Genomic DNA, 24,101 nt, shown 5'->3' on the forward strand with positions numbered 1-24,101 from the left:
CCGCCGGGCTGTGCCCGGCGGACCGCCACGTGAGTGGTCAGGCCGCGGCTCTGCGCAGTCGCAGGGCAGCCGCCCCCGCCAGGACCAGCATGAGCCCGCCGAGGGCGAGACCATAGCTGGATGCGCCAGTGTAGGCGAGGTTGCCGTATGCGTCGTACGTCTTCAGCTCGCCGGTGGCGGCGTCGTACACCGTCGCCGGCGTCAGGTTGACGGACACGGTGAGCGGTGCGAGCTCGGTTCCTGCCTCGTAGAATCCCGCGAAGGCGTCGGCTCCGGCCGGCGTCAGCACGGCCGAGGAGGTCGTGAAGCTCAGCGCCTGATTCGAGGACCGGACGTTCGATAGGGAGAGGTTCGCGAAATGGACGCGGCCATGATCCTTCGTCACGCCCTCCATGGAAGTCGAGCGCACGGTGAGGTAGAGCGAGGCACGGTTGCCGTTGACGACGATCGACGGGTTCGACATCGTCAGCTGCAGGACATCATCGTGGCCCGAGAAGGAGATTGTGCCGCCATAGTGCAGCTCGCCGGTGCGGGCCGCCGTGTCATAGAGGCCGCCCCGAGCCGGGAAGACGAAGGTCGAGCCGTTCCATGACACTCCCCCGGATGTCGTCCATCCGCCGCCCGCAACCGCGGAGCGGATGTAGGTCGTGAAGGACTGACGGACGCCCCACTGGAGCGTGCCGCTCGTGACCCGAGTCTTCGTCGGATCGATGTCGGCCGACCGGTCGATGATCTGTGGCTGCGCGACGACCGGGGCGGGGTTCTGCACGATCGGCAGCGGGGAGGAACCGCCTCCCGGGCGATCCGTCGAACCGCCGGGAGCGGTGCCGCCTGTTGCCGGCGGCAGCGTCGATCCCGACGCCGCGAGGCTGACGGTGATCGGGGCAAGCTCGGATCCGGCTGTGTAGAAGTTGGCGAAGGCGACCGCCCCATCTGCTGTGAGCCTGACCGTGCCGAAGCTCAGTGTCGTCGCACCGCCGGACGCGGTGGTGACCTTCGGCGCCGACAGGTCGGCGAGGACGACCGTCCGCGCAGGAGGCAGGACTCCGGGAGCATCGGTCGACTGCAGGCTTCGCGAGGCGACTGATGCCGTCAGCTGCCATGCACCGCCGGACTTCCGAATTGTCGGGTTGGAGAGCACGATGCGGAGAGCACCTTCGTGCCCGGAGAAGTCGACCGTGCCACCGAACCGGATGGCCTGAAGGTCCTCGGGATCGAGGTCCTGCCCCGAGGCGAGCGGGAAGCGGAACGTGCCCGTCACGCCTCCGGAGGTCGTCCAGCCGCCCTTGGCGCCCGGCCCGCTCAGGTAGCCCAGGAAGGAATCCTTAACCCTCCAGTCCATGGCGCCAGCGCCGATGGGGGCCGGCTCCGCGGGCGGAGTGGTCGGTGTTGTCGGCTCCGAGGGGGCCGGTTCGGTCGGTTCAGGCTCGGTCGGAGCCGGGTCCGTGGGCTCGGGCTCAGTGGGAACCACGACAGAGGCCTCATTGACCGTGATGTTGAGCGGCGCGAGCGGCGTCCCGGGCTGGTAGGAACCGAGAACGAACGTGGCGCCCGCTCCTGCCGTCACGGTGGCCGACGAGATCGAGACTGTGCCGTCGTCATTCTGGACGATGTCGACGTCCCCCAGGCGCGCGAAATCCTCGACCTGGACGGGCGTCTCAGACCAGCCGCCGGCGGCCCCGCGATGGGAGCCGGACGAGGTCAGCGACAGGACGGCAGTGGCCGGGTCCGTGAACGTGAGCACGGGGTTGGTGAAGTCGATGTCGAGCACACCGTCGTGCGCGTAGAGATTGATGTTGCCAACGAAATTCAGCGTGCCGGGGGCATCGGGGTCGAACTCGGTCCCATCCGCCAGCCTGTAGTTGAGCTCGGTGGTGGCCCACGCGCCGTCGCAGCCGCTCATTGTGCCGCCACCGCGCGGGCTCAGCAGGTAACCAAGGAAGTTAGAATTCAGTCCCCAGCTCATGTGCCCGGGAAGCGCAGACAAGTCTGCTGGGGCGGCATCGGGTCCGCACGTCGGCTCAGCAGGGGGCTCTGCAGGGATTTCGACCGTCTCGGTCACGAGGCTGACACTGATGGGGTCAATCTCGTCGCCCGCATTGTAGAAGCCCCCGAAGGCCGCGGCGCCCGCCTCGGTGAGCGAGCCGGGACCGAAGGCGACGTCGACTGAATCATCACCGGTCGTGATGGTCGCGGCAGGCAGCGTCGCAAACTCGATTCGCCCGTAATCGATGAGCTCGCCCTGCGTCGTCGTGTCGACGAACTCTCTGCCGACAGCCTTGACCATGAGGACAGGCGTCGCACCCGAGAAGGAGATGACGGGATCCGAGAACGACACGTCGAGGACGTCGTTATGTCCCGTGAAGTGGACCGTTCCCTCGAAGGCGAGCTCTGAAAGGCTGCCCGCATCGATCTCGCCGCCCGTCACGGCGGGCCAGGCGAAGGAACCTGCGGAGTCGGTGACTCCCCCTGTCAGCTCGGTCGATCCGCCGGCGAACGGATTCTTGAGGTAGTTCCGGAAGCTCTCCCTCACTCCCCAATTCATGGTCCCCGAGGTGACGGTCGTCGTGGACGACGGTTCGTCCGAGGATGCGGCCGGGGCCAGGAATAGCCCGCTGGCGATAAGCGCGACGGCAGACAGCCCTGACGTGATCCTCCGCGCAGTAGATGGTGACATGGATGTCCTTTCGCAGAACACATCGAATAGCGAGTAAGGGTGGCCTCACCTTCAGACACGTTATGCCAAGGCGGCACATTTATGCAAAACAGACGTGACGTAATTATTAGACAAAGTGTCGGGAAAGTCGGACATAAGTTTGGCGCGCTACCAGCGCTTTTACGCACTGAACACAATATGCCGCTCGGCGACTGCCCGAAACGTTCATACATATTCCATACATCCACACACAGATTTTCTGCATAGTCAATCGGAATGTCGACGCCGACGCCTCAGCGCCTCCTGGTCCGAGGGCTCCCCCGAGGCCTAAGCTTGGAGGGAGCAGAAGAACCTAGGAGGCTGGTCCGTGATCCCCCATTATTTTGCACTTGAAGAAGACGAGAAGATCGACTTCATCGTCCATCAGGGGGCCGGCACGCTTGTCACCGCACGTGCCGACGGCACGATCGATGCGACGCTGCTTCCCATCGCTCTCAAGAACGATCACCTGCTGCTCCACATGGCGCGGTTCAACGATCACTGGCGGAACATCAGCGCTGCCCAGCCGGCGGCGATGATCTTCACCGGCGCCCATGACTTCGTCAGCTCGAGGGCCTACGACGTGCACGACGGATCGGCCGTCGCATCCACATGGGACTATACGCAGGTCACCATCCACGGGCACGTCACGGTTCATGATGACGCCACGTGGGTGCGCCAAGCCGTCATCGAGCTGACAGAGACGTGGGACCCCGCTCAGGCCGAGGAGATGAGCGAGGGCTACCTGGCACGTGCGACCAAGGCGATCGTCGGCCTGTCGATGACGATCGAGCGGATCGACGGCAAGGCCAAACTGTCGCAGAACAAGCTCCCGTCCGAGAGGGAACGCATATCTGAGGACCTGCGTAAGAGAGACACGGAGCGTTCTCGTGCATTGGCGGACGATGTGGACGCAGCCCCCTCGAAAGCTCGCCGTGTGCCTTTTCTGGGGGGTCTCAAAGCCAAGCAGTAATACCCACCGCAGAGCCGCTCCATAGGAGATATACAAGAGGCCGGCGGGCGTCGTGGCGGTATGCGAAAGGGCCCGGGACTGGTGTCCTGGGCCCTTTCCGGGGGTGTTATGGCGGCGGTGTCCTACTCTCCCACACCCTCCCGAGTGCAGTACCATCGGCGCTGGTGGGCTTAGCTTCCGGGTTCGGAATGGGACCGGGCGTTTCCCCACCGCTAGATGTACTGTCCGGGGAGGTTGGTTAAGCGGGTGATTGGGGCGAGCCTGTCGCAGGCTGTGTGGGGTCGGTGATGATTATAGTGATGCAGCCATCCTGGTAGGGCGTCTCGTCGCTCGGTTTCTGAGGTGTAGCAGCGGGCGTAGCCCCACCCGTCTGCAAGGGTGCGGTGGAAGCGCTCGATCTTCCCGTTGGTCTGGGGTCGGTACGGGCGGGTCCGTTTTGCTGTGATCTTCAGCCTGGCGCAGGTTTCGCGCCATAATATCGAGCGGTAGGCCGGACCGTTGTCGGAGAGCACTCTTTCGACGGTGACGCCTCGGGTGTTGAACCAGGCTGTGGCCCGCTCCAACACCCCGACGGCAGTGAGAGCGGTTTCATCATTGTGGACTTCGGCGTAGGCGACGCGAGAGTAGTCATCGATTACGGTGTGGACGAAGGCGTGGCCCATCTTCGGGTTGTGGTGGTGGTTGCGGGCCTTGTCCGGCGTTGCTATGCGGTTGCGGCCTCCCTGTTGGCGACCGACGAAGCGCCAGCCGCCGCCGTCGGGGATGTTGCCGAGCTTTTTCACATCGACGTGAATCATCGAGCCGGGGTGGGGGTGTTCATAGCGGCGCACCGGCTCCCCGGTGGCGCGGTCTACGTGAGCGAGTCTGTTCAGTCGGCAGTGGCGCAGGATCTGATGAACGGTCGAGGGTGCCAGCCCGACCCGGACGGCCAGCTGGACCGGTCCTTCCCGTAGCCGCAGCCGCAGGCTCACGATTCGTCTTCTGATCTTCAACGGGGTCTGGTGGGGCGAGGTCTTCGGGCGAGAGGAACGGTCCTGCATGGACTCACCAGACCTGTAGCGGTCGGCCCAGCGTTTGACCGTCGGCCAGGAGCATTGGAACCGAGCCGCGACCTCGGCAATCGGCACCTGCTGGTCGACGACGAGCCGGGCGACGGTCAAACGGGCGCGAGGGGTCAGGGCTGCATTAGCGTGGGACATACGGAGGGCCTTCCTCGGAGTGCTGGTTTCGCAACTCCCACTCAATCGCGGAAGGCCCTCTCTTCACGTCACAAGTCAGCGCGTGTCATCGCACTGCCTCAACCAACCTGTCCGGTCAGTACAGCTAGAGCCACCGCCAAAATCTTGGGGTCACGTCAAACGTGTGGTTATTCAGTTATGGACTGGTCACGGGTGGGTTGGGTGGTGACCGTACAGTGGACGCGGAGCATCGGAGCTCGTATGGAACAGTGTGTTCCCTTTTTGTGTGTTGTGAATTCTTTGGCCATTAGTACCAGTCAGCTTCACACCTTGCGGTGCTTCCACGTCTGGCCTATCAACCCCGTGGTCTTCAGGGGGCCTTCACCAACAATGTTGGATGGAAACCTCATCTTGAAGCAGGCTTCCCGCTTAGATGCTTTCAGCGGTTATCCCTTCCGAACGTAGCCAACCAGCCATGCACCTGGCGGTACAACTGGCACACCAGAGGTTCGTCCGTCCCGGTCCTCTCGTACTAGGGACAGCCCTTCTCAAGTTTCCAACGCGCGCAGCGGATAGGGACCGAACTGTCTCACGACGTTCTGAACCCAGCTCGCGTACCGCTTTAATGGGCGAACAGCCCAACCCTTGGGACCTACTCCAGCCCCAGGATGCGACGAGCCGACATCGAGGTGCCAAACCATGCCGTCGATATGAACTCTTGGGCAGGATCAGCCTGTTATCCCCGGGGTACCTTTTATCCGTTGAGCGACGGCGCTTCCACAAGCCACCGCCGGATCACTAGTTCCTGCTTTCGCACCTGCTCGACCTGTCAGTCTCACAGTCAAGCTCCCTTGTACACTTGCACTCGCCACCTGATTACCAACCAGGCTGAGGGAACCTTTGAGCGCCTCCGTTACATTTTGGGAGGCAACCGCCCCAGTTAAACTACCCACCAGGCACTGTCCCTGAACCAGATCATGGTCCGAGGTTAGATGTGCAATACGACCAGAGTGGTATTTCAACAATGACTCCACACCCACTAGCGTGAATGCTTCACAGTCTCCCACCTATCCTACACAAGCCGTACCGAACACCAATACCAAGCTATAGTAAAGGTCCCGGGGTCTTTCCGTCCTGCTGCGCGTAACGAGCATCTTTACTCGTCGTGCAATTTCGCCGAGTTCGTGGTTGAGACAGCGGAGAAGTCGTTACGCCATTCGTGCAGGTCGGAACTTACCCGACAAGGAATTTCGCTACCTTAGGATGGTTATAGTTACCACCGCCGTTTACTGGGGCTTAAATTCCCAGCTTCGCCCACCACAAGGGTGAGCTGACCAGTCCTCTTAACCTTCCAGCACCGGGCAGGCGTCAGTCCGTATACATCGTCTTACGACTTCGCACGGACCTGTGTTTTTGATAAACAGTCGCTTCTCCCTGGTCTCTGCGACCCTCGCCCCTAACCCGCATGGGGTTTCAAGGCTCGGGTCCCCCTTCTTCCAAAGTTACGGGGGCATTTTGCCGAGTTCCTTAACCACGATTCTCTCGATCGCCTTAGTATTCTCTACCTGACTACCTGTGTCGGTTTCGGGTACGGGCGGCTGGTACCTCGCGTCGAGGCTTTTCTAGACAGTACAGGATCACCCTACTTCCCCCATACGGGGTCATCATCAGACCTCACCCTCATGTCTCCCGGATTTGCCTGGGAGACGGGCTGCGTCCTTAAACGTGCCAAGCCATAAGACACGCGGTGGCTACCTCTCTGCGTCACCCCTGTTAATACGCTTGCCTACCGTAAGATCAGGTCCCACGCGCACCACCACACCATCCCGAAGGACGCTGCGGCGGCTTGGGTGGTTAGTATCCCTCACCTCAGCATTGGACGGTACTTCGCCGGTCACCAGAATATCAACTGGTTGTCCATCGACTACGCCTGTCGGCCTCGCCTTAGGTCCCGACTAACCCAGGGCGGATTAACCTGGCCCTGGAACCCTTAGTCATTCGGCGGACGGGTTTCTCACCCGTCTTTCGCTACTCATGCCTGCATTCTCACTCGTCACCATTCCACCGACGCTCACGCCCCGGCTTCACCACGATGACGACGCTCCCCTACCCAGCAACACGACTGTGCTGCTGCCATGGTTTCGGCGGTGTACTTAAGCCCCGCTACATTGTCGGCGCACAATCACTTGACCAGTGAGCTATTACGCACTCTTTCAAGGGTGGCTGCTTCTAAGCCAACCTCCTGGTTGTCACTGCAACTGCACATCCTTTCCCACTTAGCACACGCTTAGGGGCCTTAACCGATGGTCTGGGCTGTTTCCCTCTCGACTACGAAGCTTATCCCCCGCAGTCTCACTGCCACGCAAACGTAACCGGCATTCGGAGTTTGGCTGACGTCAGTAACCCGGTGGGGCCCATCAGCCATCCAGTAGCTCTACCTCCGGCACGCTACACGCAACGCTGCACCTAAATGCATTTCGGGGAGAACCAGCTATCACGGAGTTTGATTGGCCTTTCACCCCTACCCACAGGTCATCCCCTCCATTTTCAACTGAAGTGGGTTCGGGCCTCCACACGCTCTTACACGTGCTTCACCCTGCCCATGGGTAGATCACCCCGCTTCGGGTCTAGAGCATGCGACTCAAACGCCCTATTCAGACTCGCTTTCGCTACGGCTACCCCACACGGGTTAACCTTGCCACACACCACTAACTCGCAGGCTCATTCTTCAAAAGGCACGCCATCACCCCAACAAAGGAGGCTCTGACGGATTGTAGGCGCCCGGTTTCAGGTACTATTTCACTCCCCTCCCGGGGTACTTTTCACCATTCCCTCACGGTACTTATCCACTATCGGTCACTAGGGAGTATTCAGGCTTACAAAGTGGTCTTTGCAGATTCACACGAGATTCCACGAGCCCCGTGCTACTTGGGATACGCATAAGACAACATGCTGCAGTTTCATCTACCGGGCTCTCACCGTCTACGGCCCTGTTTCCCACCAGGCTCGACTACCACAACACATCCATCCCGGCCCCTTTACGGAGGACCGACAACACGCTCCCACAACACCGCATGCGCAACGCCCGTAAGCTCTCACACACACACGGTTTAGCCATCATCCGCGTTCGCTCACCACTACTGACGGAATATCTCTTCCTGCGGGTACTGAGATGTTTCACTTCCCCGCGTTCCCCCCACACACCCTATACATTCAGGTGCGGGTAACCCACCATAACGTGGGCCAGGTTTCCCCATTCGGACACCCTCGGATCACAGCTCGTTTGCCAACTCCCCGAGGCTTATCGCAGGCTACAACGTCCTTCTTCGGCTCCCAGTGCCAAGGCATCCACCGAACGCCCCTACAAAATTCACAACAAAAAGAACTCTTCGATTCACACAAACCAAAGATGCTCGCGTCCACTATACAGTTACCAAACAACCCACCCACACCACACACACCAACCACAGGCCGGCGCACACAGCGGAGCAGCCAGGGCTGCTGACCCCAAACCCCAACAGCATGCCGTTTCTCATTCAAAAACATCGTGTCCCGAGTGCACACTCAAGCAGCACACCACTCGCTACCCCATCGGCAGGAACATCGCCACCACACCACCAGCACAGACAAAAAGCCTGTGAACACTGACCATGTGGATTTCGGGAAAAAATTCTCCCTAGAAAGGAGGTGATCCAGCCGCACCTTCCGGTACGGCTACCTTGTTACGACTTCGTCCCAATCGCCAACCCCACCTTCGACCGCTCCCCCCACAAGGGTTAGGCCACGGGCTTCGGGTGTTGCCAACTTTCGTGACGTGACGGGCGGTGTGTACAAGGCCCGGGAACGTATTCACCGCAGCGTTGCTGATCTGCGATTACTAGCGACTCCGACTTCATGGGGTCGAGTTGCAGACCCCAATCCGAACTGAGACCGGCTTTAAGGGATTCGCTCAGCCTTACGACATCGCAACCCTCTGTACCGGCCATTGTAGCATGCGTGAAGCCCAAGACATAAGGGGCATGATGATTTGACGTCATCCCCACCTTCCTCCGAGTTAACCCCGGCAGTCTCTCGTGAGTCCCCACCATCATGTGCTGGCAACACGAGACAAGGGTTGCGCTCGTTGCGGGACTTAACCCAACATCTCACGACACGAGCTGACGACAACCATGCACCACCTGTACACCACCCCGAAGGCTGCCCCATCTCTGGAACATCGCAGTGTATGTCAAGCCTTGGTAAGGTTCTTCGCGTTGCATCGAATTAATCCGCATGCTCCGCCGCTTGTGCGGGCCCCCGTCAATTCCTTTGAGTTTTAGCCTTGCGGCCGTACTCCCCAGGCGGGGCACTTAATGCGTTAGCTACGGCGCAGAAGTCAAAGACCCCCACACCTAGTGCCCAACGTTTACGGCATGGACTACCAGGGTATCTAATCCTGTTCGCTCCCCATGCTTTCGCTCCTCAGCGTCAGTTATAGCCCAGAGACCTGCCTTCGCCATCGGTGTTCCTCCTGATATCTGCGCATTCCACCGCTACACCAGGAATTCCAGTCTCCCCTACTACACTCAAGCCTGCCCGTACCCACTGCAAGCGCGGAGTTAAGCCCCGCGTTTTCACAGCAGACGCGACAAGCCGCCTACGAGCTCTTTACGCCCAATAATTCCGGACAACGCTCGCGCCCTACGTATTACCGCGGCTGCTGGCACGTAGTTAGCCGGCGCTTCTTATGCAGGTACCCTCAACCAGGCCAAAACCTGGACTTGTTCCCTGCCGAAAGAGGTTTACAACCCGAAAGCCGTCATCCCTCACGCGGCGTCGCTGCATCAAGCTTTCGCTCATTGTGCAATATTCCCCACTGCTGCCTCCCGTAGGAGTCTGGGCCGTATCTCAGTCCCAGTGTGGCCGGTCACCCTCTCAGGCCGGCTACCCGTCGACGCCTTGGTAGGCCATCACCCCACCAACAAGCTGATAGGCCGCGAGCCCATCCCCTCCCAATAAATCTTTCCAACAACCACCATGCGGCAGCCGCTGAATATCCGGTATTAGACCCAGTTTCCCAAGCTTATCCCGAAGAAAGGGGCAGGTTACTCACGTGTTACTCACCCGTTCGCCACTAATCCACCCCCAGCAAGCTGGAGACTTCATCGTTCGACTTGCATGTGTTAAGCACGCCGCCAGCGTTCGTCCTGAGCCAGGATCAAACTCTCCGTAAAAACCTTACAGAAAAGCTGAAACAGCTCCATAAAAATACAGAACAAAAAAATCATCAAACAAAAAACGACACACTATTGAGATTCAAAACAAGCAACCCACAACGAAACGAACTTCCAAACCAGAAGCACTCCCGCGGAGCAACCTCTCCATCTTAGCGAACCAGACCCAGACCGACAAACCCGAACCAAGTGATCCGCGCCATCCCGTCCCGCCCGACCCGAAGATCCAGAGGCGTCCCTCCCGAACCAGCCGGAAGCAACTCGATAAACTTAAGCCGCCACCCCAACCCCGGTCAAATAAAACCACCGTGACCCTCCCCACCAACCCACATCACACCCACACTGCTGAGCGCCGGCGTCTCTGTGACCTGGGAAAACACTGGTGATGCGTCCAATTTACCGGCGTCGACAGGCGCCCCCAAGTGCCGATTCTGTTCGCCGGGTCCTTCGATTCCGTAGCTGCTCGAGCAGGCTCACGAGAATTGACGGAGCGCCTCTCTGGCCGGAATGTTGCGCAGCGCACGGCAGCCGTTCGACGTTCTCGGGCCACGCACCGCCTCCTGCCCTGGCACGGTAACCCTGCATTGGTCTGACGGTGTCAGCAACGACGCCAAGCGGGATACATAGTTTCCCACCGGGGATACGTGCCAGACGTCGTCCAGGACCCCGGCTCCGGCCCAACGTCGAAGATGGCCAGTGCACAGGATCGTCCGCCGGAGCCGCCGCACGTCGGTTCCGGCCTTAGAGCCACAGCAAGACGCTGGTTCCTGGAACGTTCTCGCTCTATGTACAGAAGCCTTGATCAAACCCGTCTCCCTCAGCTCGCTCCGAATGGGCACCGCCGCCCATCCAGCGATAGCTAAGGCTCGCGCAGCGACGCGGGCCCAGCAGAACATCGTGGACATAGACGGAACAGGCGTGGTCACCGCTCGCAGAGCTCATCGACCGCGACGAGCCGGCAAGGTATAACGGCGATGCCACGACCTCGACCCGAGCTGCCGATACTTCAGACAGCGGGATCGATCATGCGCTCTGCCGGCACGACGATGGCGGGCACCCTGAGATTGCGGATTCCCATTGTGCCGCGAAGCAGTCGCACCACTCTTAGTCGGTGAATGGTCCCGAAGTCCTCGGACGGTTCTGCCCCCGCCATGGCCTCGAGGGTGATAGTTCCAAGCCGCAGTGCACAATCGCGTCAATGGCGAGTCGACGCGAACACTGGATCGGTCGACGGGGTGCGCCGGCAACATGCTGGTGACGGCGAAGAGCCCCTGGCCGATCGGTCGTGGACTCGCGTCCCGCAGGTATCAACTGCTGCCGCACAGAACGTTCGGACCTTTGGAACTTTCCGAGTAGTCGGCGGGGCCTAGACGCTCACTGAACCGTCTTCGGTTTCTTGCCGGTGTTATACGGGTGCCAGCTCCGTGTGGGCGGGCGTTTCTAGGTTAGCGTAGTAGAGGTATTCATATTCATCGGGTGTGAGGTCGTCGATGCGTGAGTGCAGGCGCGTGGTGTTGTACCAATCAATCCACTGCGCCGTGACCCACTCAACGTCCTCGAGCTGTTTGAGCGGGCCGCTGCGGAACGGTGAATCATCTCGGATCGCCTCGGTTTTGTACAGACCGATTGTGGACTCAGCGAGCGAATTGTCGTAGGCATCGCCGATCGATCCGATCGAGGCAGCGATGCCTTCCATGGCCAACGTCTCGGCGAAGCTCACGGATGTAAATTGAGCTCCGGCATCGCTGTGGTGTATTAAACCTGCGTTTGCAGGGTGTCCGGCCTGGTCACGGCGCCACAATCCCATCCGTAGCGCGTTGGTCACCAGGGGTGTGGTCATTGACGCCGAGGCATGCCAGCCCACGATCGCGCGGGAGAAGCAATCAATGACAAAGGCGACGTAGACGAAGCCGGCCCAGGTGCGCACGTAGGTGAAATCAGCAACCCACCGCTCATTCGGTATGGGCGCGGTGAAGTCACGTTCGACCAGGTCAGGGGCTCGGGCGGCACTCCGGTCGGGGATCGTGGTGCGTACTCCTTGGCCGCGGACCCGGCCATTCATCTCGAGATCACGCATCAGCCGGTCAACCCGCCGGGCTGAGACAACCAGTCCGTGGCGGCGTAGGTAGGCCACCATTTTCCGTCTGCCATACATCCCTTCCGGTGTGCCGACCGTGGCCAGGAGGGCGTCGATGATGATTGCATCATCAAGGTCGCGGTGGCTGGGGGTGGCGGTGTCGGCGGCAGTTGAATTTGGTGCATTTCCGGCGATCGAAAACTGAGCGGTTTTAGTTTACAGTTCCTTGTTCTTGTCGGTGTCTGATCCGGTAGGAGGTTCCTTTCGTGGTCAGGACTTGGGCGTGGTGGACGAGCCGGTCGATGATGGCTGTCGCAATCGTCTCGTCGTGGAAGATCGTGGACCAGGACCCGAAAGCGAGGTTTGAGGTGATCAGGATGGATGATTGCTCGTATCGGTCCGAGATGAGCTGGAAGAACAGGTTCGCGGCTTCTGGCTCGATGGGGAGGTAGCCGAGCTCGTCGATGATGATGAGCTTGTAGCGGCGAATACGCCGCAGCTCTTTCGTCAGGTCTCCCTTGTTGTGAGCGGCAGTGAGCGACTGGATCCAGCCGGCTGCGGTGTCGAACAGGACCGGGATTCCGGCCCTGGTCGCGGCAATGCCGAGCCCGATCGATATGTGAGTCTTCCCGGTGCCTGGTGGGCCGAGAAGGATCATGTTCTCCGCGTTGTGGATCCAGGTCGAGCGTGATGCTGCTTGAACGTCTGAGCGCAGGTGGGGCTGGTGATCGAAGGTGAAGTCCTCAATCGTCTTCATGGACGGGAAGTGTGCTCGTTTCCGTCGTATCTCGGCCCCAGATGCTTCCCGGGCGGTGACCTCGGCTTCCAAAACCGCGGCTAAGTACTCCTCGAACGTCCAGCCCTGTGCCCGCCCAGTGTCAGCCAGGCGAGCGAAAGAAGCTTGAATACGTGGTGCTTTCAACGCACTCGTGTAGTACGTGACGTCTTTGATCGCCTCCATTTAGGCCACCTCGATGTCAAAGATCTGGTCATATACTGCCAGGTCCCCGCCCTGGACCGTCACTCCGTAGCCGGGCAGGCCCTGGCGCTGCTGAAAGGTCGCACGCAGCTTCCGAGCGGTCTCCACGTGGTCAGGGTCGGTCACCTGACCGCCGCTGCCCCAAAGACGCTCATGAGTCGTGATGACCTTCCCGCCCGTACTGACTTGGACCGTCGACAGGTCCATGGTGACGTCGATGCGGTGCCCGATCCACCTGGGGTCAACACTGTAGGCGTTCGCGCCGATCTCGATGTAGTAGTCACGTCCCAACCGCGTCTGCACAGTCCACCTCGCTGCGGGATCAACCGGCGGCAACGCACCCATATGCTCGAGCTCGACGGTCAGGCCCTGGCCCCGAGTTTGGTCTTTCCCTCGTGGTTTCTTCCCTCGGATCACCTCGAGCCAGCCGGCGAGTTGAGCATTGAAATCCTTGGGACTGGCGAACGTCCGCCCGGGCAGGAACGAGGTTTCCAGGTAGGAGTTGAACCGTTCGACCACGCCCTTGGTCTCCGGGTCATAGGGTTTGGCTTGGACGAGCTTCACTCCGAGGGTTCCACAGAACTCCGCGACTTCCTGCCCGAGCTTGCCGTATCGTCCGATTCCGGCCTCGTTGTCCCACAATAGGCGTCGAGGAACCCTGCCAAAGGTGCTGATCCCGTCCCACATGCCCAACAGCAGGTCCGGGCGTTGCCGGCTCGGGATCATCAAGGCAACGGGATACTTTGACCAGGCCAGGATCATCGTCAGCACAGGGAAGCGTGCCGTCTTGCCGTTCCCGATCGGGATATCAACATTGGGGAACCACAGGTCACACTGAGCCACATCCCCGATCTCCCACTCCAACCGGTCCGCAGGATCGAGACGTCGTGGCGCATACTCAGGACGGATCCGTGCCACATTCTGCCGCAAGGCCCTCTCCGAGTAAGGCCAGCCCACCCGCTCGCCGATCACCGAGGCCGGCATCGTCGGACACTCCTCCAGCAGCCACCGTATCCGGGCCTCATACTCCCCAAACTTCGTCGGTGTCCTCGTGCGGACATAACGCGGCGGCTGATCAGACTTCACCGCCCGATCCACCGTATTGCGTGAGATACCCAGCTCAGCAGCAATACGAGCCTTCGGTACACCCTCGCGGGCAAGCACCCGGATCTTTTCCCAATCGTGCATTGAAATCACACTCCACATCGTTAATCGAAGTGCTCACTTTTCAAATGCCGAAACTGCTCACTTTTCAACTGCCGCCGACAGGCGGTTTTCCAGGACCGGTAGGTCCGTGCGCTGACCTGTAGGCCCTGGCCCGTGAGGACGTCGCAGATTTGGGTGACTCGGTGGCCCTTGCTGCGTTGGTTGTCGATGAAAGCGATGGTCATCGGGATCGGGGGCCGAGTTCCCCCGCGAAGAAAACCGCTGCGTCGCGCAAAATACTGTTAGCTTCTTCCAGCTCCCGGATCTCTTTACGCAAGCGTTTATTCTCCTCAAGGACATCTGAGGATGTGCCGTCTCGTTGTCCGCCATCGATCTGGGCTTGGCGTACCCACCGGCGTAGAGATTCTTTACCGATCCCGAGCTGCCCGCCGATCTTCACACAGGCCTCGGTCAGATTCGCGTATTCGTCTAGGTGGTTCAAGACCAAGCGGATCGCGCGTTGTTTTGTTTCTTCAGGAATGCGTCTGGGCATAAATCCATTCTCTCTCAGACTCACAAAACAACGGCAACAAACCGAAGACGGTTCACACCGGCAAAAGTTATCGTCGAGGAGCATATTGCCGACAGGCTGCGTTGATCATGCAGGAACTGCGGGGACGCAGCGAAGACCGATACTGCGGATTCTCCCGGCTGCGGCACAGTCGTCTTCAATCTGGATAGTGATGCGATCGAAGAGCGGCGCCGTAAGAGCCTCGACTGGTCTCGCCCAGGGCATCATCACCCTCTCTTTCCAACCCCAAACGCTCAGAGAACGTGCCGACTCAGCAACTCGACTCACGGGCAGTCAACGTGACGGCTGGAGCAGCCTCGGTATTTGGGTATGCGAAAGGGCCCGGGACTGGTGTCCTGGGCCCTTTCCGGGGGTGTTATGGCGGCGGTGTCCTACTCTCCCACACCCTCCCGAGTGCAGTACCATCGGCGCTGGTGGGCTTAGCTTCCGGGTTCGGAATGGGACCGGGCGTTTCCCCACCGCTAGAGCCACCGCCAAAATCTTGGGGTCACGTCAAACGTGTGGTTATTCAGTTATGGACTGGTCACGGGTGGGTTGGGTGGTGACCGTACAGTGGACGCGGAGCATCGGAGCTCGTATGGAACAGTGTGTTCCCTTTTTGTGTGTTGTGAATTCTTTGGCCATTAGTACCAGTCAGCTTCACACCTTGCGGTGCTTCCACGTCTGGCCTATCAACCCCGTGGTCTTCAGGGGGCCTTCACCAACAATGTTGGATGGAAACCTCATCTTGAAGCAGGCTTCCCGCTTAGATGCTTTCAGCGGTTATCCCTTCCGAACGTAGCCAACCAGCCATGCACCTGGCGGTACAACTGGCACACCAGAGGTTCGTCCGTCCCGGTCCTCTCGTACTAGGGACAGCCCTTCTCAAGTTTCCAACGCGCGCAGCGGATAGGGACCGAACTGTCTCACGACGTTCTGAACCCAGCTCGCGTACCGCTTTAATGGGCGAACAGCCCAACCCTTGGGACCTACTCCAGCCCCAGGATGCGACGAGCCGACATCGAGGTGCCAAACCATGCCGTCGATATGAACTCTTGGGCAGGATCAGCCTGTTATCCCCGGGGTACCTTTTATCCGTTGAGCGACGGCGCTTCCACAAGCCACCGCCGGATCACTAGTTCCTGCTTTCGCACCTGCTCGACCTGTCAGTCTCACAGTCAAGCTCCCTTGTACACTTGCACTCGCCACCTGATTACCAACCAGGCTGAGGGAACCTTTGAGCGCCTCCGTTACATTTTGGGAGGCAACCGCCCCAGTTAAACTACCCACCAGGCACTGTCCCTGAACCAGATCATGGTCCGAGGTTAGATGTGCAATACGACCAGAGTGGTATTTCAACAATGACTCCACACCCACTAGCGTGAATGCTTCACAGTCTCCCACCTATCCTACACAAGCCGTACCGAACACCAATACCAAGCTATAGTAAAGGTCCCGGGGTCTTTCCGTCCTGCTGCGCGTAACGAGCATCTTTACTCGTCGTGCAATTTCGCCGAGTTCGTGGTTGAGACAGCGGAGAAGTCGTTACGCCATTCGTGCAGGTCGGAACTTACCCGACAAGGAATTTCGCTACCTTAGGATGGTTATAGTTACCACCGCCGTTTACTGGGGCTTAAATTCCCAGCTTCGCCCACCACAAGGGTGAGCTGACCAGTCCTCTTAACCTTCCAGCACCGGGCAGGCGTCAGTCCGTATACATCGTCTTACGACTTCGCACGGACCTGTGTTTTTGATAAACAGTCGCTTCTCCCTGGTCTCTGCGACCCTCGCCCCTAACCCGCATGGGGTTTCAAGGCTCGGGTCCCCCTTCTTCCAAAGTTACGGGGGCATTTTGCCGAGTTCCTTAACCACGATTCTCTCGATCGCCTTAGTATTCTCTACCTGACTACCTGTGTCGGTTTCGGGTACGGGCGGCTGGTACCTCGCGTCGAGGCTTTTCTAGACAGTACAGGATCACCCTACTTCCCCCATACGGGGTCATCATCAGACCTCACCCTCATGTCTCCCGGATTTGCCTGGGAGACGGGCTGCGTCCTTAAACGTGCCAAGCCATAAGACACGCGGTGGCTACCTCTCTGCGTCACCCCTGTTAATACGCTTGCCTACCGTAAGATCAGGTCCCACGCGCACCACCACACCATCCCGAAGGACGCTGCGGCGGCTTGGGTGGTTAGTATCCCTCACCTCAGCATTGGACGGTACTTCGCCGGTCACCAGAATATCAACTGGTTGTCCATCGACTACGCCTGTCGGCCTCGCCTTAGGTCCCGACTAACCCAGGGCGGATTAACCTGGCCCTGGAACCCTTAGTCATTCGGCGGACGGGTTTCTCACCCGTCTTTCGCTACTCATGCCTGCATTCTCACTCGTCACCATTCCACCGACGCTCACGCCCCGGCTTCACCACGATGACGACGCTCCCCTACCCAGCAACACGACTGTGCTGCTGCCATGGTTTCGGCGGTGTACTTAAGCCCCGCTACATTGTCGGCGCACAATCACTTGACCAGTGAGCTATTACGCACTCTTTCAAGGGTGGCTGCTTCTAAGCCAACCTCCTGGTTGTCACTGCAACTGCACATCCTTTCCCACTTAGCACACGCTTAGGGGCCTTAACCGATGGTCTGGGCTGTTTCCCTCTCGACTACGAAGCTTATCCCCCGCAGTCTCACTGCCACGCAAACGTAACCGGCATTCGGAGTTTGGCTGACGTCAGTAACCCGGTGGGGCCCATCAGCCATCCAGTAGCTCTACCTCCGGCACGCTACACGCAACGCTGCACCTAAATGCATTTCGGGGAGAACCAGCTATCACGGAGTTTGATTGGCCTTTCACCCCTACCCACAGGTCATCCCCTCCATTTTCAACTGAAGTGGGTTCGGGCCTCCACACGCTCTTACACGTGCTTCACCCTGCCCATGGGTAGATCACCCCGCTTCGGGTCTAGAGCATGCGACTCAAACGCCCTATTCAGACTCGCTTTCGCTACGGCTACCCCACACGGGTTAACCTTGCCACACACCACTAACTCGCAGGCTCATTCTTCAAAAGGCACGCCATCACCCCAACAAAGGAGGCTCTGACGGATTGTAGGCGCCCGGTTTCAGGTACTATTTCACTCCCCTCCCGGGGTACTTTTCACCATTCCCTCACGGTACTTATCCACTATCGGTCACTAGGGAGTATTCAGGCTTACAAAGTGGTCTTTGCAGATTCACACGAGATTCCACGAGCCCCGTGCTACTTGGGATACGCATAAGACAACATGCTGCAGTTTCATCTACCGGGCTCTCACCGTCTACGGCCCTGTTTCCCACCAGGCTCGACTACCACAACACATCCATCCCGGCCCCTTTACGGAGGACCGACAACACGCTCCCACAACACCGCATGCGCAACGCCCGTAAGCTCTCACACACACACGGTTTAGCCATCATCCGCGTTCGCTCACCACTACTGACGGAATATCTCTTCCTGCGGGTACTGAGATGTTTCACTTCCCCGCGTTCCCCCCACACACCCTATACATTCAGGTGCGGGTAACCCACCATAACGTGGGCCAGGTTTCCCCATTCGGACACCCTCGGATCACAGCTCGTTTGCCAACTCCCCGAGGCTTATCGCAGGCTACAACGTCCTTCTTCGGCTCCCAGTGCCAAGGCATCCACCGAACGCCCCTACAAAATTCACAACAAAAAGAACTCTTCGATTCACACAAACCAAAGATGCTCGCGTCCACTATACAGTTACCAAACAACCCACCCACACCACACACACCAACCACAGGCCGGCGCACACAGCGGAGCAGCCAGGGCTGCTGACCCCAAACCCCAACAGCATGCCGTTTCTCATTCAAAAACATCGTGTCCCGAGTGCACACTCAAGCAGCACACCACTCGCTACCCCATCGGCAGGAACATCGCCACCACACCACCAGCACAGACAAAAAGCCTGTGAACACTGACCATGTGGATTTCGGGAAAAAATTCTCCCTAGAAAGGAGGTGATCCAGCCGCACCTTCCGGTACGGCTACCTTGTTACGACTTCGTCCCAATCGCCAACCCCACCTTCGACCGCTCCCCCCACAAGGGTTAGGCCACGGGCTTCGGGTGTTGCCAACTTTCGTGACGTGACGGGCGGTGTGTACAAGGCCCGGGAACGTATTCACCGCAGCGTTGCTGATCTGCGATTACTAGCGACTCCGACTTCATGGGGTCGAGTTGCAGACCCCAATCCGAACTGAGACCGGCTTTAAGGGATTCGCTCAGCCTTACGACATCGCAACCCTCTGTACCGGCCATTGTAGCATGCGTGAAGCCCAAGACATAAGGGGCATGATGATTTGACGTCATCCCCACCTTCCTCCGAGTTAACCCCGGCAGTCTCTCGTGAGTCCCCACCATCATGTGCTGGCAACACGAGACAAGGGTTGCGCTCGTTGCGGGACTTAACCCAACATCTCACGACACGAGCTGACGACAACCATGCACCACCTGTACACCACCCCGAAGGCTGCCCCATCTCTGGAACATCGCAGTGTATGTCAAGCCTTGGTAAGGTTCTTCGCGTTGCATCGAATTAATCCGCATGCTCCGCCGCTTGTGCGGGCCCCCGTCAATTCCTTTGAGTTTTAGCCTTGCGGCCGTACTCCCCAGGCGGGGCACTTAATGCGTTAGCTACGGCGCAGAAGTCAAAGACCCCCACACCTAGTGCCCAACGTTTACGGCATGGACTACCAGGGTATCTAATCCTGTTCGCTCCCCATGCTTTCGCTCCTCAGCGTCAGTTATAGCCCAGAGACCTGCCTTCGCCATCGGTGTTCCTCCTGATATCTGCGCATTCCACCGCTACACCAGGAATTCCAGTCTCCCCTACTACACTCAAGCCTGCCCGTACCCACTGCAAGCGCGGAGTTAAGCCCCGCGTTTTCACAGCAGACGCGACAAGCCGCCTACGAGCTCTTTACGCCCAATAATTCCGGACAACGCTCGCGCCCTACGTATTACCGCGGCTGCTGGCACGTAGTTAGCCGGCGCTTCTTATGCAGGTACCCTCAACCAGGCCAAAACCTGGACTTGTTCCCTGCCGAAAGAGGTTTACAACCCGAAAGCCGTCATCCCTCACGCGGCGTCGCTGCATCAAGCTTTCGCTCATTGTGCAATATTCCCCACTGCTGCCTCCCGTAGGAGTCTGGGCCGTATCTCAGTCCCAGTGTGGCCGGTCACCCTCTCAGGCCGGCTACCCGTCGACGCCTTGGTAGGCCATCACCCCACCAACAAGCTGATAGGCCGCGAGCCCATCCCCTCCCAATAAATCTTTCCAACAACCACCATGCGGCAGCCGCTGAATATCCGGTATTAGACCCAGTTTCCCAAGCTTATCCCGAAGAAAGGGGCAGGTTACTCACGTGTTACTCACCCGTTCGCCACTAATCCACCCCCAGCAAGCTGGAGACTTCATCGTTCGACTTGCATGTGTTAAGCACGCCGCCAGCGTTCGTCCTGAGCCAGGATCAAACTCTCCGTAAAAACCTTACAGAAAAGCTGAAACAGCTCCATAAAAATACAGAACAAAAAAATCATCAAACAAAAAACGACACACTATTGAGATTCAAAACAAGCAACCCACAACGAAACGAACTTCCAAACCAGAAGCACTCCCGCGGAGCAACCTCTCCATCTTAGCGAACCAGACCCAGACCGACAAACCCGAACCAAGTGATCCGCGCCATCCCGTCCCGCCCGACCCGAAGATCCAGAGGCGTCCCTCCCGAACCAGCCGGAAGCAACTCGATAAACTTAAGCCGCCACCCCAACCCCGGTCAAATAAAACCACCGTGACCCTGCCCACCAACCCACATCACACCCGCATCTTTCGCCGGAATAGCAGCGAAAAATGAAGGACGGGACCCGTGGGCCCCGTCCTTTTCCTCGCTGCTGAGCGCGTTTCTACACGCGCGCCATGATGATCTCTCGGACCTTGGCGGCGTCCGCCTGTCCTCTCGTCGCCTTCATGACGGCGCCGACAAGTGCGCCGGCGGCCTGAACCTTGCCGCCACGGATCTTGTCGACAACGTCCGGGTGGGCGGCCATCGCGTCATCGACTGCCTTCTCGAGCGCCGAATCGTCGGAGACGATCTCGAGTCCGCGCTCTGCGGCAACCTCGGCAGGCGTTCCTTCGCCGGCGAGTGTGCCCTCGAGTGCCTGCCGAGCAAGCTTGTCGTTGAGCCTGCCGGACTCGACGAGCCGATCGAGCTCAGCGACATCCTCCGGGGTGACCGGGGCATCCTCGAGTGCGATGCCCTGCTCGTTGCAGTAGCGGATGATGAGACCCATCCACCACTTGCGGGCAGCGGCGGGACTCGCGCCGGCCAGAACGGTCCTCTCAACAACATCGAGCGTCTGGGCGGAGACGAGGTCGCGAAGCTCGAGATCGGACAGGCCCCATTCGGCCTGCAGACGCTCGCGCTTGGCGTGCGGGAGCTCGGGCAGAGATGCGCGGATCTCCTCAATCCATTCCCGGGGCGGGGCGACGGGCACAAGGTCCGGCTCCGGGAAGTAGCGATAGTCGTCGGCGTCCGACTTCTCGCGGCCCGGCGAGGTCGTGCCGTCTTCGTCGTGGAAGTGGCGGGTCTCCTGCGTGATCGATCCGCCGGCCGACAGGATCGCGCCCTGGCGCCTCATCTCGTAGACGACTGCCTGCTCGATGGCCGCGAACGAGTTGACGTTCTTCGTCTCTGTCCGGATGCCGAGCGGCGACTCCGGGGTCTCCCGAAGGGAGAGGTTGATGTCGGCGCGGACGTTGCCGCGCTCCATGCGCGCCTCCGAGACCTCGAGCGCGCGGAAGATGTCGCGCAGGGTCTTCACGTAGGCCGCAGCAACCTCAGGTGCACGGCCACCCGTGTTGGGAATGGGGCGAGTGACGATCTCGACCAGCGGCACACCTGCACGGTTGTAGTCGACGAGCGAGTAGTCGGCGCCCTGAATCCGGCCGTTGCCGCCGACATGACTGTTCTTGCCGGCATCCTCCTCCATATGGGCGCGCTCGATCTCGACGCGTACGACCTCGCCGTCATCAAGCCGCACGTCGACCCAGCCGTCGAAGGCGATCGGTTCGTCATGCTGCGACGTCTGGAAGTTCTTCGTCAGATCGGGGTAGAAGTAGTTCTTCCTCGCGAATCGGCACGATTCAGCGATCGTGCAGTTGAGCGCCAGCCCAATGCGGACGGCATACTCGACGGCCTTGCGGTTGAGCACAGGCAGCGATCCGGGAAGCCCGAGCGACGACGGGGTCACGTGAGCGTTCGGTACTCCGCCGAATTCGTTCGGCGCCCCGTCGAACATTTTCGTCTTCGTGCCGAGCTCGACATGCACCTCGATGCCGAGGACTGGATCGAAACGCTCGACGACCTCTGCGAAATCTAGAAGCTGCGTCATCAGTTATCCTTCCAATCCTTGGCGGGGCACGAGCCCGGGATGTCACCTGCGGAGGCCTCGACCGCGGCGGCGACCTCGTACATGAGATCGTCGCGATGTGCGGGCGCGAGCACCTGGAATCCAACCGGGAGTCCCTCGGAGAGTCCGCAGGGGATAGAGATGCCCGGAATGCCGGCGAGGTTGGCCGGGATCGTCGCGAGATCGTTGAGGTACATCGCCATCGGGTCGCCCACCTTCTCTCCGAACTTGAACGCCGTCGTCGGGGACGTGGGTGTCACGAGGACATCCACCTTGGCGAAGGCGGCGTCCAGATCGCGCTGGACAAGAGTGCGGACCTTCTGCGCCGAGGCGTAGTACGCGTCGTAGTGGCCGGCTGACAGGACATGGGTGCCGAGGATGATGCGGCGCTTGACCTCAGCACCGAAGCCCTTGCCCCGGCTCTCCGCCATGACGCGCTCTGCGGTGAGCGGGCCGTCCTCCGGCTCGACCCTCAGGCCGAACCTCATGCCGTCGAATCTCGCCATATTCGAGGAGACCTCGGCGGGCATGATGAGGTAGTACGCGGCGAGCGCGTAGTCGAAGGAGGCGCAGGAGACGGAGACGATCTCGGCGCCGGCCTCTTCGAGTCGGCGGACCGCGGCATCGAACTCTGCCCTGACCCCCGGCTCAAAGCCATCGGTCGACATCTGCTCGACGATGCCGACCTTGAGTCCGGACAGGTCCGAGCCGACACGGCGCACGATGTCCTCGAACGCCGGCACCGGTGCATCGAGGGACGTCGAGTCGAGCGGGTCGTGCCCGCCGATGACCTCCTGCAGGGCTGCCGCATCGGCGACGGTGCGCGCAACGGGGCCGACCTGATCGAGCGAGGACGCCATGGCGATGAGGCCGTAGCGGGAGACCGCACCGTACGTCGGCTTTGCGCCGACGGTGCCGGTCACGGAGCCCGGCTGCCTGATCGAGCCGCCCGTGTCCGAGCCGAGCGCGAGGGGAACCATGAAGGCCGCGACCGCAGCGGCGCTGCCGCCGCCCGAGCCGCCCGGGATCCTCTCCGTATCCCACGGGTTCCTGGTCGGGCCGAAGGCCGAATGCTCGGTCGATGAACCCATGGCGAACTCGTCCATGTTTGTCTTGCCGACGATCGGCATCCCCGCCTCGCGGACCTTGGTGACGACGGTGGCGTCGTAGGGCGGGAGCCATCCGTCGAGCATCATCGATCCGCAGGTCGTCGGGACGCCCCGCATGACGAGGTTGTCCTTGATGGCGATCGGGATGCCGGCGAGCCTGCCCACCTTCTCTCCGCGAGCGCGCTTCTCGTCGACCTCGCGGGCCGTCTCGAGCGCGGATTCCGCATCGACGTGGAGGAAGGCGTTGATCGTCGGGTTGAGCCTCTCGATGCGATCGAGGGTGGCGCGAGTGAGCTCGACGGAGGTGAGCTCACCGGCGGCGAGCATGTCGGCCAGCTCGAGAGCAGTCTTCTGCAGCAGCGCGGTCATGCCTCCTCCCCCAGGATCTGCGGGACGAGGAACTTGCCGTCCTCGCTGGCCGGCGCCTGGGCGAGGAACTCCGCAGGGTCGAGGCAGGGAACGACCTCATCCTCACGCATGACATTGGTCAGCGGAATCGGATGGGAGGTGGCGGGGATGTCCGGGGTGGCGACCTCGGAGACCGCGGCGACGGCATCGGCCACGACGGCCAGCTCGTGCGAGAATCTTTCGATCTCCTCCTCGGTCAGGGCAATGCGCGCGAGTGCCGCCACGCGGGCGACCTCGTCGGTAGAGATAGACGACATGCGCTCAGTCTAATACGGA

At 60.1% G+C, this 24,101-nt stretch carries 11 protein-coding genes and 6 rRNA genes; 1 reads left to right on the forward strand and 16 read right to left on the reverse strand.

Going from position 1 to position 24,101, the window contains the following annotated elements; translation table 11 throughout:
* Positions 1–37: 37 nt before the first annotated feature.
* Positions 38–2,677 carry an HtaA domain-containing protein gene (locus EJO69_RS05535; protein ID WP_126040051.1) on the reverse strand — a complete coding sequence of 880 codons (2,640 nt, stop codon included), beginning with the start codon at positions 2,675–2,677 and terminating at the stop codon, positions 38–40.
* Between the two features lie 346 nt (positions 2,678–3,023).
* Here EJO69_RS05535 and EJO69_RS05540 point away from each other — a divergent pair, with 346 nt between their 5' ends.
* On the forward strand, positions 3,024–3,668 hold the full coding sequence (locus EJO69_RS05540; protein ID WP_126040053.1) for an FMN-binding negative transcriptional regulator: 645 nt from the start codon (positions 3,024–3,026) through the stop codon (positions 3,666–3,668).
* A 109-nt stretch (positions 3,669–3,777) separates the two neighbouring features.
* On the opposite strand, the gene rrf (EJO69_RS05545) is transcribed toward EJO69_RS05540, so the two are convergent.
* From rrf (EJO69_RS05545) to gatC, 15 genes are all read right to left on the reverse strand, one after another.
* Positions 3,778–3,894, reverse strand: a 5S ribosomal RNA gene (rrf, locus tag EJO69_RS05545).
* Complete coding sequence (locus EJO69_RS05550; protein WP_126039484.1) at positions 3,881–4,867, reverse strand: IS481 family transposase; 987 nt, start codon at positions 4,865–4,867, stop codon at positions 3,881–3,883. Before EJO69_RS05550 ends, rrf (EJO69_RS05545) begins: the two co-directional genes overlap by 14 nt.
* A gap of 267 nt (positions 4,868–5,134) precedes the next feature.
* A 23S ribosomal RNA gene (locus tag EJO69_RS05555) occupies positions 5,135–8,221 on the reverse strand.
* 305 nt (positions 8,222–8,526) lie between these two features.
* A 16S ribosomal RNA gene (locus EJO69_RS05560) occupies positions 8,527–10,059 on the reverse strand.
* The 16S, 23S and 5S rRNA genes sit together here, the layout of an rRNA operon.
* 1,006 nt (positions 10,060–11,065) lie before the next feature.
* Positions 11,066–11,212 carry a hypothetical protein gene (locus tag EJO69_RS12305; RefSeq protein WP_164519880.1) on the reverse strand — a complete coding sequence of 49 codons (147 nt, stop codon included), beginning with the start codon at positions 11,210–11,212 and terminating at the stop codon, positions 11,066–11,068.
* A 252-nt stretch (positions 11,213–11,464) separates the two neighbouring features.
* Entirely contained in the window at positions 11,465–12,331 is an 867-nt protein-coding gene (locus EJO69_RS05565; RefSeq protein WP_126040054.1) for an IS3 family transposase, read from the reverse strand.
* Positions 12,332–12,347: 16 nt separating this feature from the next.
* Complete coding sequence (gene istB / locus EJO69_RS05570) at positions 12,348–13,097, reverse strand: IS21-like element helper ATPase IstB (protein WP_126038216.1); 750 nt, start codon at positions 13,095–13,097, stop codon at positions 12,348–12,350.
* Complete coding sequence (istA, locus tag EJO69_RS05575) at positions 13,098–14,303, reverse strand: IS21 family transposase (protein ID WP_126038218.1); 1,206 nt, start codon at positions 14,301–14,303, stop codon at positions 13,098–13,100.
* A gap of 199 nt (positions 14,304–14,502) precedes the next feature.
* Positions 14,503–14,814, reverse strand: coding sequence for a transposase (locus EJO69_RS05580; protein ID WP_164519881.1), 312 nt, complete (start codon positions 14,812–14,814; stop codon positions 14,503–14,505).
* 397 nt (positions 14,815–15,211) lie between these two features.
* Positions 15,212–15,328 (reverse strand): 5S ribosomal RNA (gene rrf / locus EJO69_RS05585).
* Between the two features lie 129 nt (positions 15,329–15,457).
* Positions 15,458–18,544, reverse strand: a 23S ribosomal RNA gene (locus EJO69_RS05590).
* A 305-nt stretch (positions 18,545–18,849) separates the two neighbouring features.
* Positions 18,850–20,382 (reverse strand): 16S ribosomal RNA (locus EJO69_RS05595).
* A gap of 420 nt (positions 20,383–20,802) precedes the next feature.
* Positions 20,803–22,290 carry an Asp-tRNA(Asn)/Glu-tRNA(Gln) amidotransferase subunit GatB gene (gene gatB / locus EJO69_RS05600; protein WP_126040057.1) on the reverse strand — a complete coding sequence of 496 codons (1,488 nt, stop codon included), beginning with the start codon at positions 22,288–22,290 and terminating at the stop codon, positions 20,803–20,805.
* Entirely contained in the window at positions 22,290–23,786 is a 1,497-nt protein-coding gene (gene gatA / locus EJO69_RS05605) for an Asp-tRNA(Asn)/Glu-tRNA(Gln) amidotransferase subunit GatA (protein ID WP_126040059.1), read from the reverse strand. Before gatA ends, gatB begins: the two co-directional genes overlap by 1 nt.
* Positions 23,783–24,082 carry an Asp-tRNA(Asn)/Glu-tRNA(Gln) amidotransferase subunit GatC gene (gene gatC / locus EJO69_RS05610; protein ID WP_126040061.1) on the reverse strand — a complete coding sequence of 100 codons (300 nt, stop codon included), beginning with the start codon at positions 24,080–24,082 and terminating at the stop codon, positions 23,783–23,785. The genes gatA and gatC overlap by 4 nt, the downstream gene beginning before the upstream one ends.
* Between the last annotated feature and the right edge of the window lie 19 nt (positions 24,083–24,101).

Source organism: Flaviflexus salsibiostraticola (genome assembly GCF_003952265.1).
GTDB classification, from domain to species: Bacteria; Actinomycetota; Actinomycetes; order Actinomycetales; family Actinomycetaceae; genus Flaviflexus; species Flaviflexus salsibiostraticola.

Bases quoted from the DNA above. Each gene is read 5' to 3' on its own strand.
- EJO69_RS05550 (WP_126039484.1), bottom strand. From the start codon at position 4,867: ATGTCCCACGCTAATGCAGCCCTGACCCCTCGCGCCCGTTTGACCGTC.
- gatB (WP_126040057.1), bottom strand. From the start codon at position 22,290: ATGACGCAGCTTCTAGATTTCGCAGAGGTCGTCGAGCGTTTCGATCCA.
- istA (WP_126038218.1), bottom strand. From the start codon at position 14,303: ATGCACGATTGGGAAAAGATCCGGGTGCTTGCCCGCGAGGGTGTACCG.
- gatA (WP_126040059.1), bottom strand. From the start codon at position 23,786: ATGACCGCGCTGCTGCAGAAGACTGCTCTCGAGCTGGCCGACATGCTC.
- EJO69_RS05535 (WP_126040051.1), bottom strand. From the start codon at position 2,677: ATGTCACCATCTACTGCGCGGAGGATCACGTCAGGGCTGTCTGCCGTC.
- istB (WP_126038216.1), bottom strand. From the start codon at position 13,097: ATGGAGGCGATCAAAGACGTCACGTACTACACGAGTGCGTTGAAAGCA.
- EJO69_RS05580 (WP_164519881.1), bottom strand. From the start codon at position 14,814: ATGCCCAGACGCATTCCTGAAGAAACAAAACAACGCGCGATCCGCTTG.
- EJO69_RS12305 (WP_164519880.1), bottom strand. From the start codon at position 11,212: ATGGCGGGGGCAGAACCGTCCGAGGACTTCGGGACCATTCACCGACTA.
- gatC (WP_126040061.1), bottom strand. From the start codon at position 24,082: ATGTCGTCTATCTCTACCGACGAGGTCGCCCGCGTGGCGGCACTCGCG.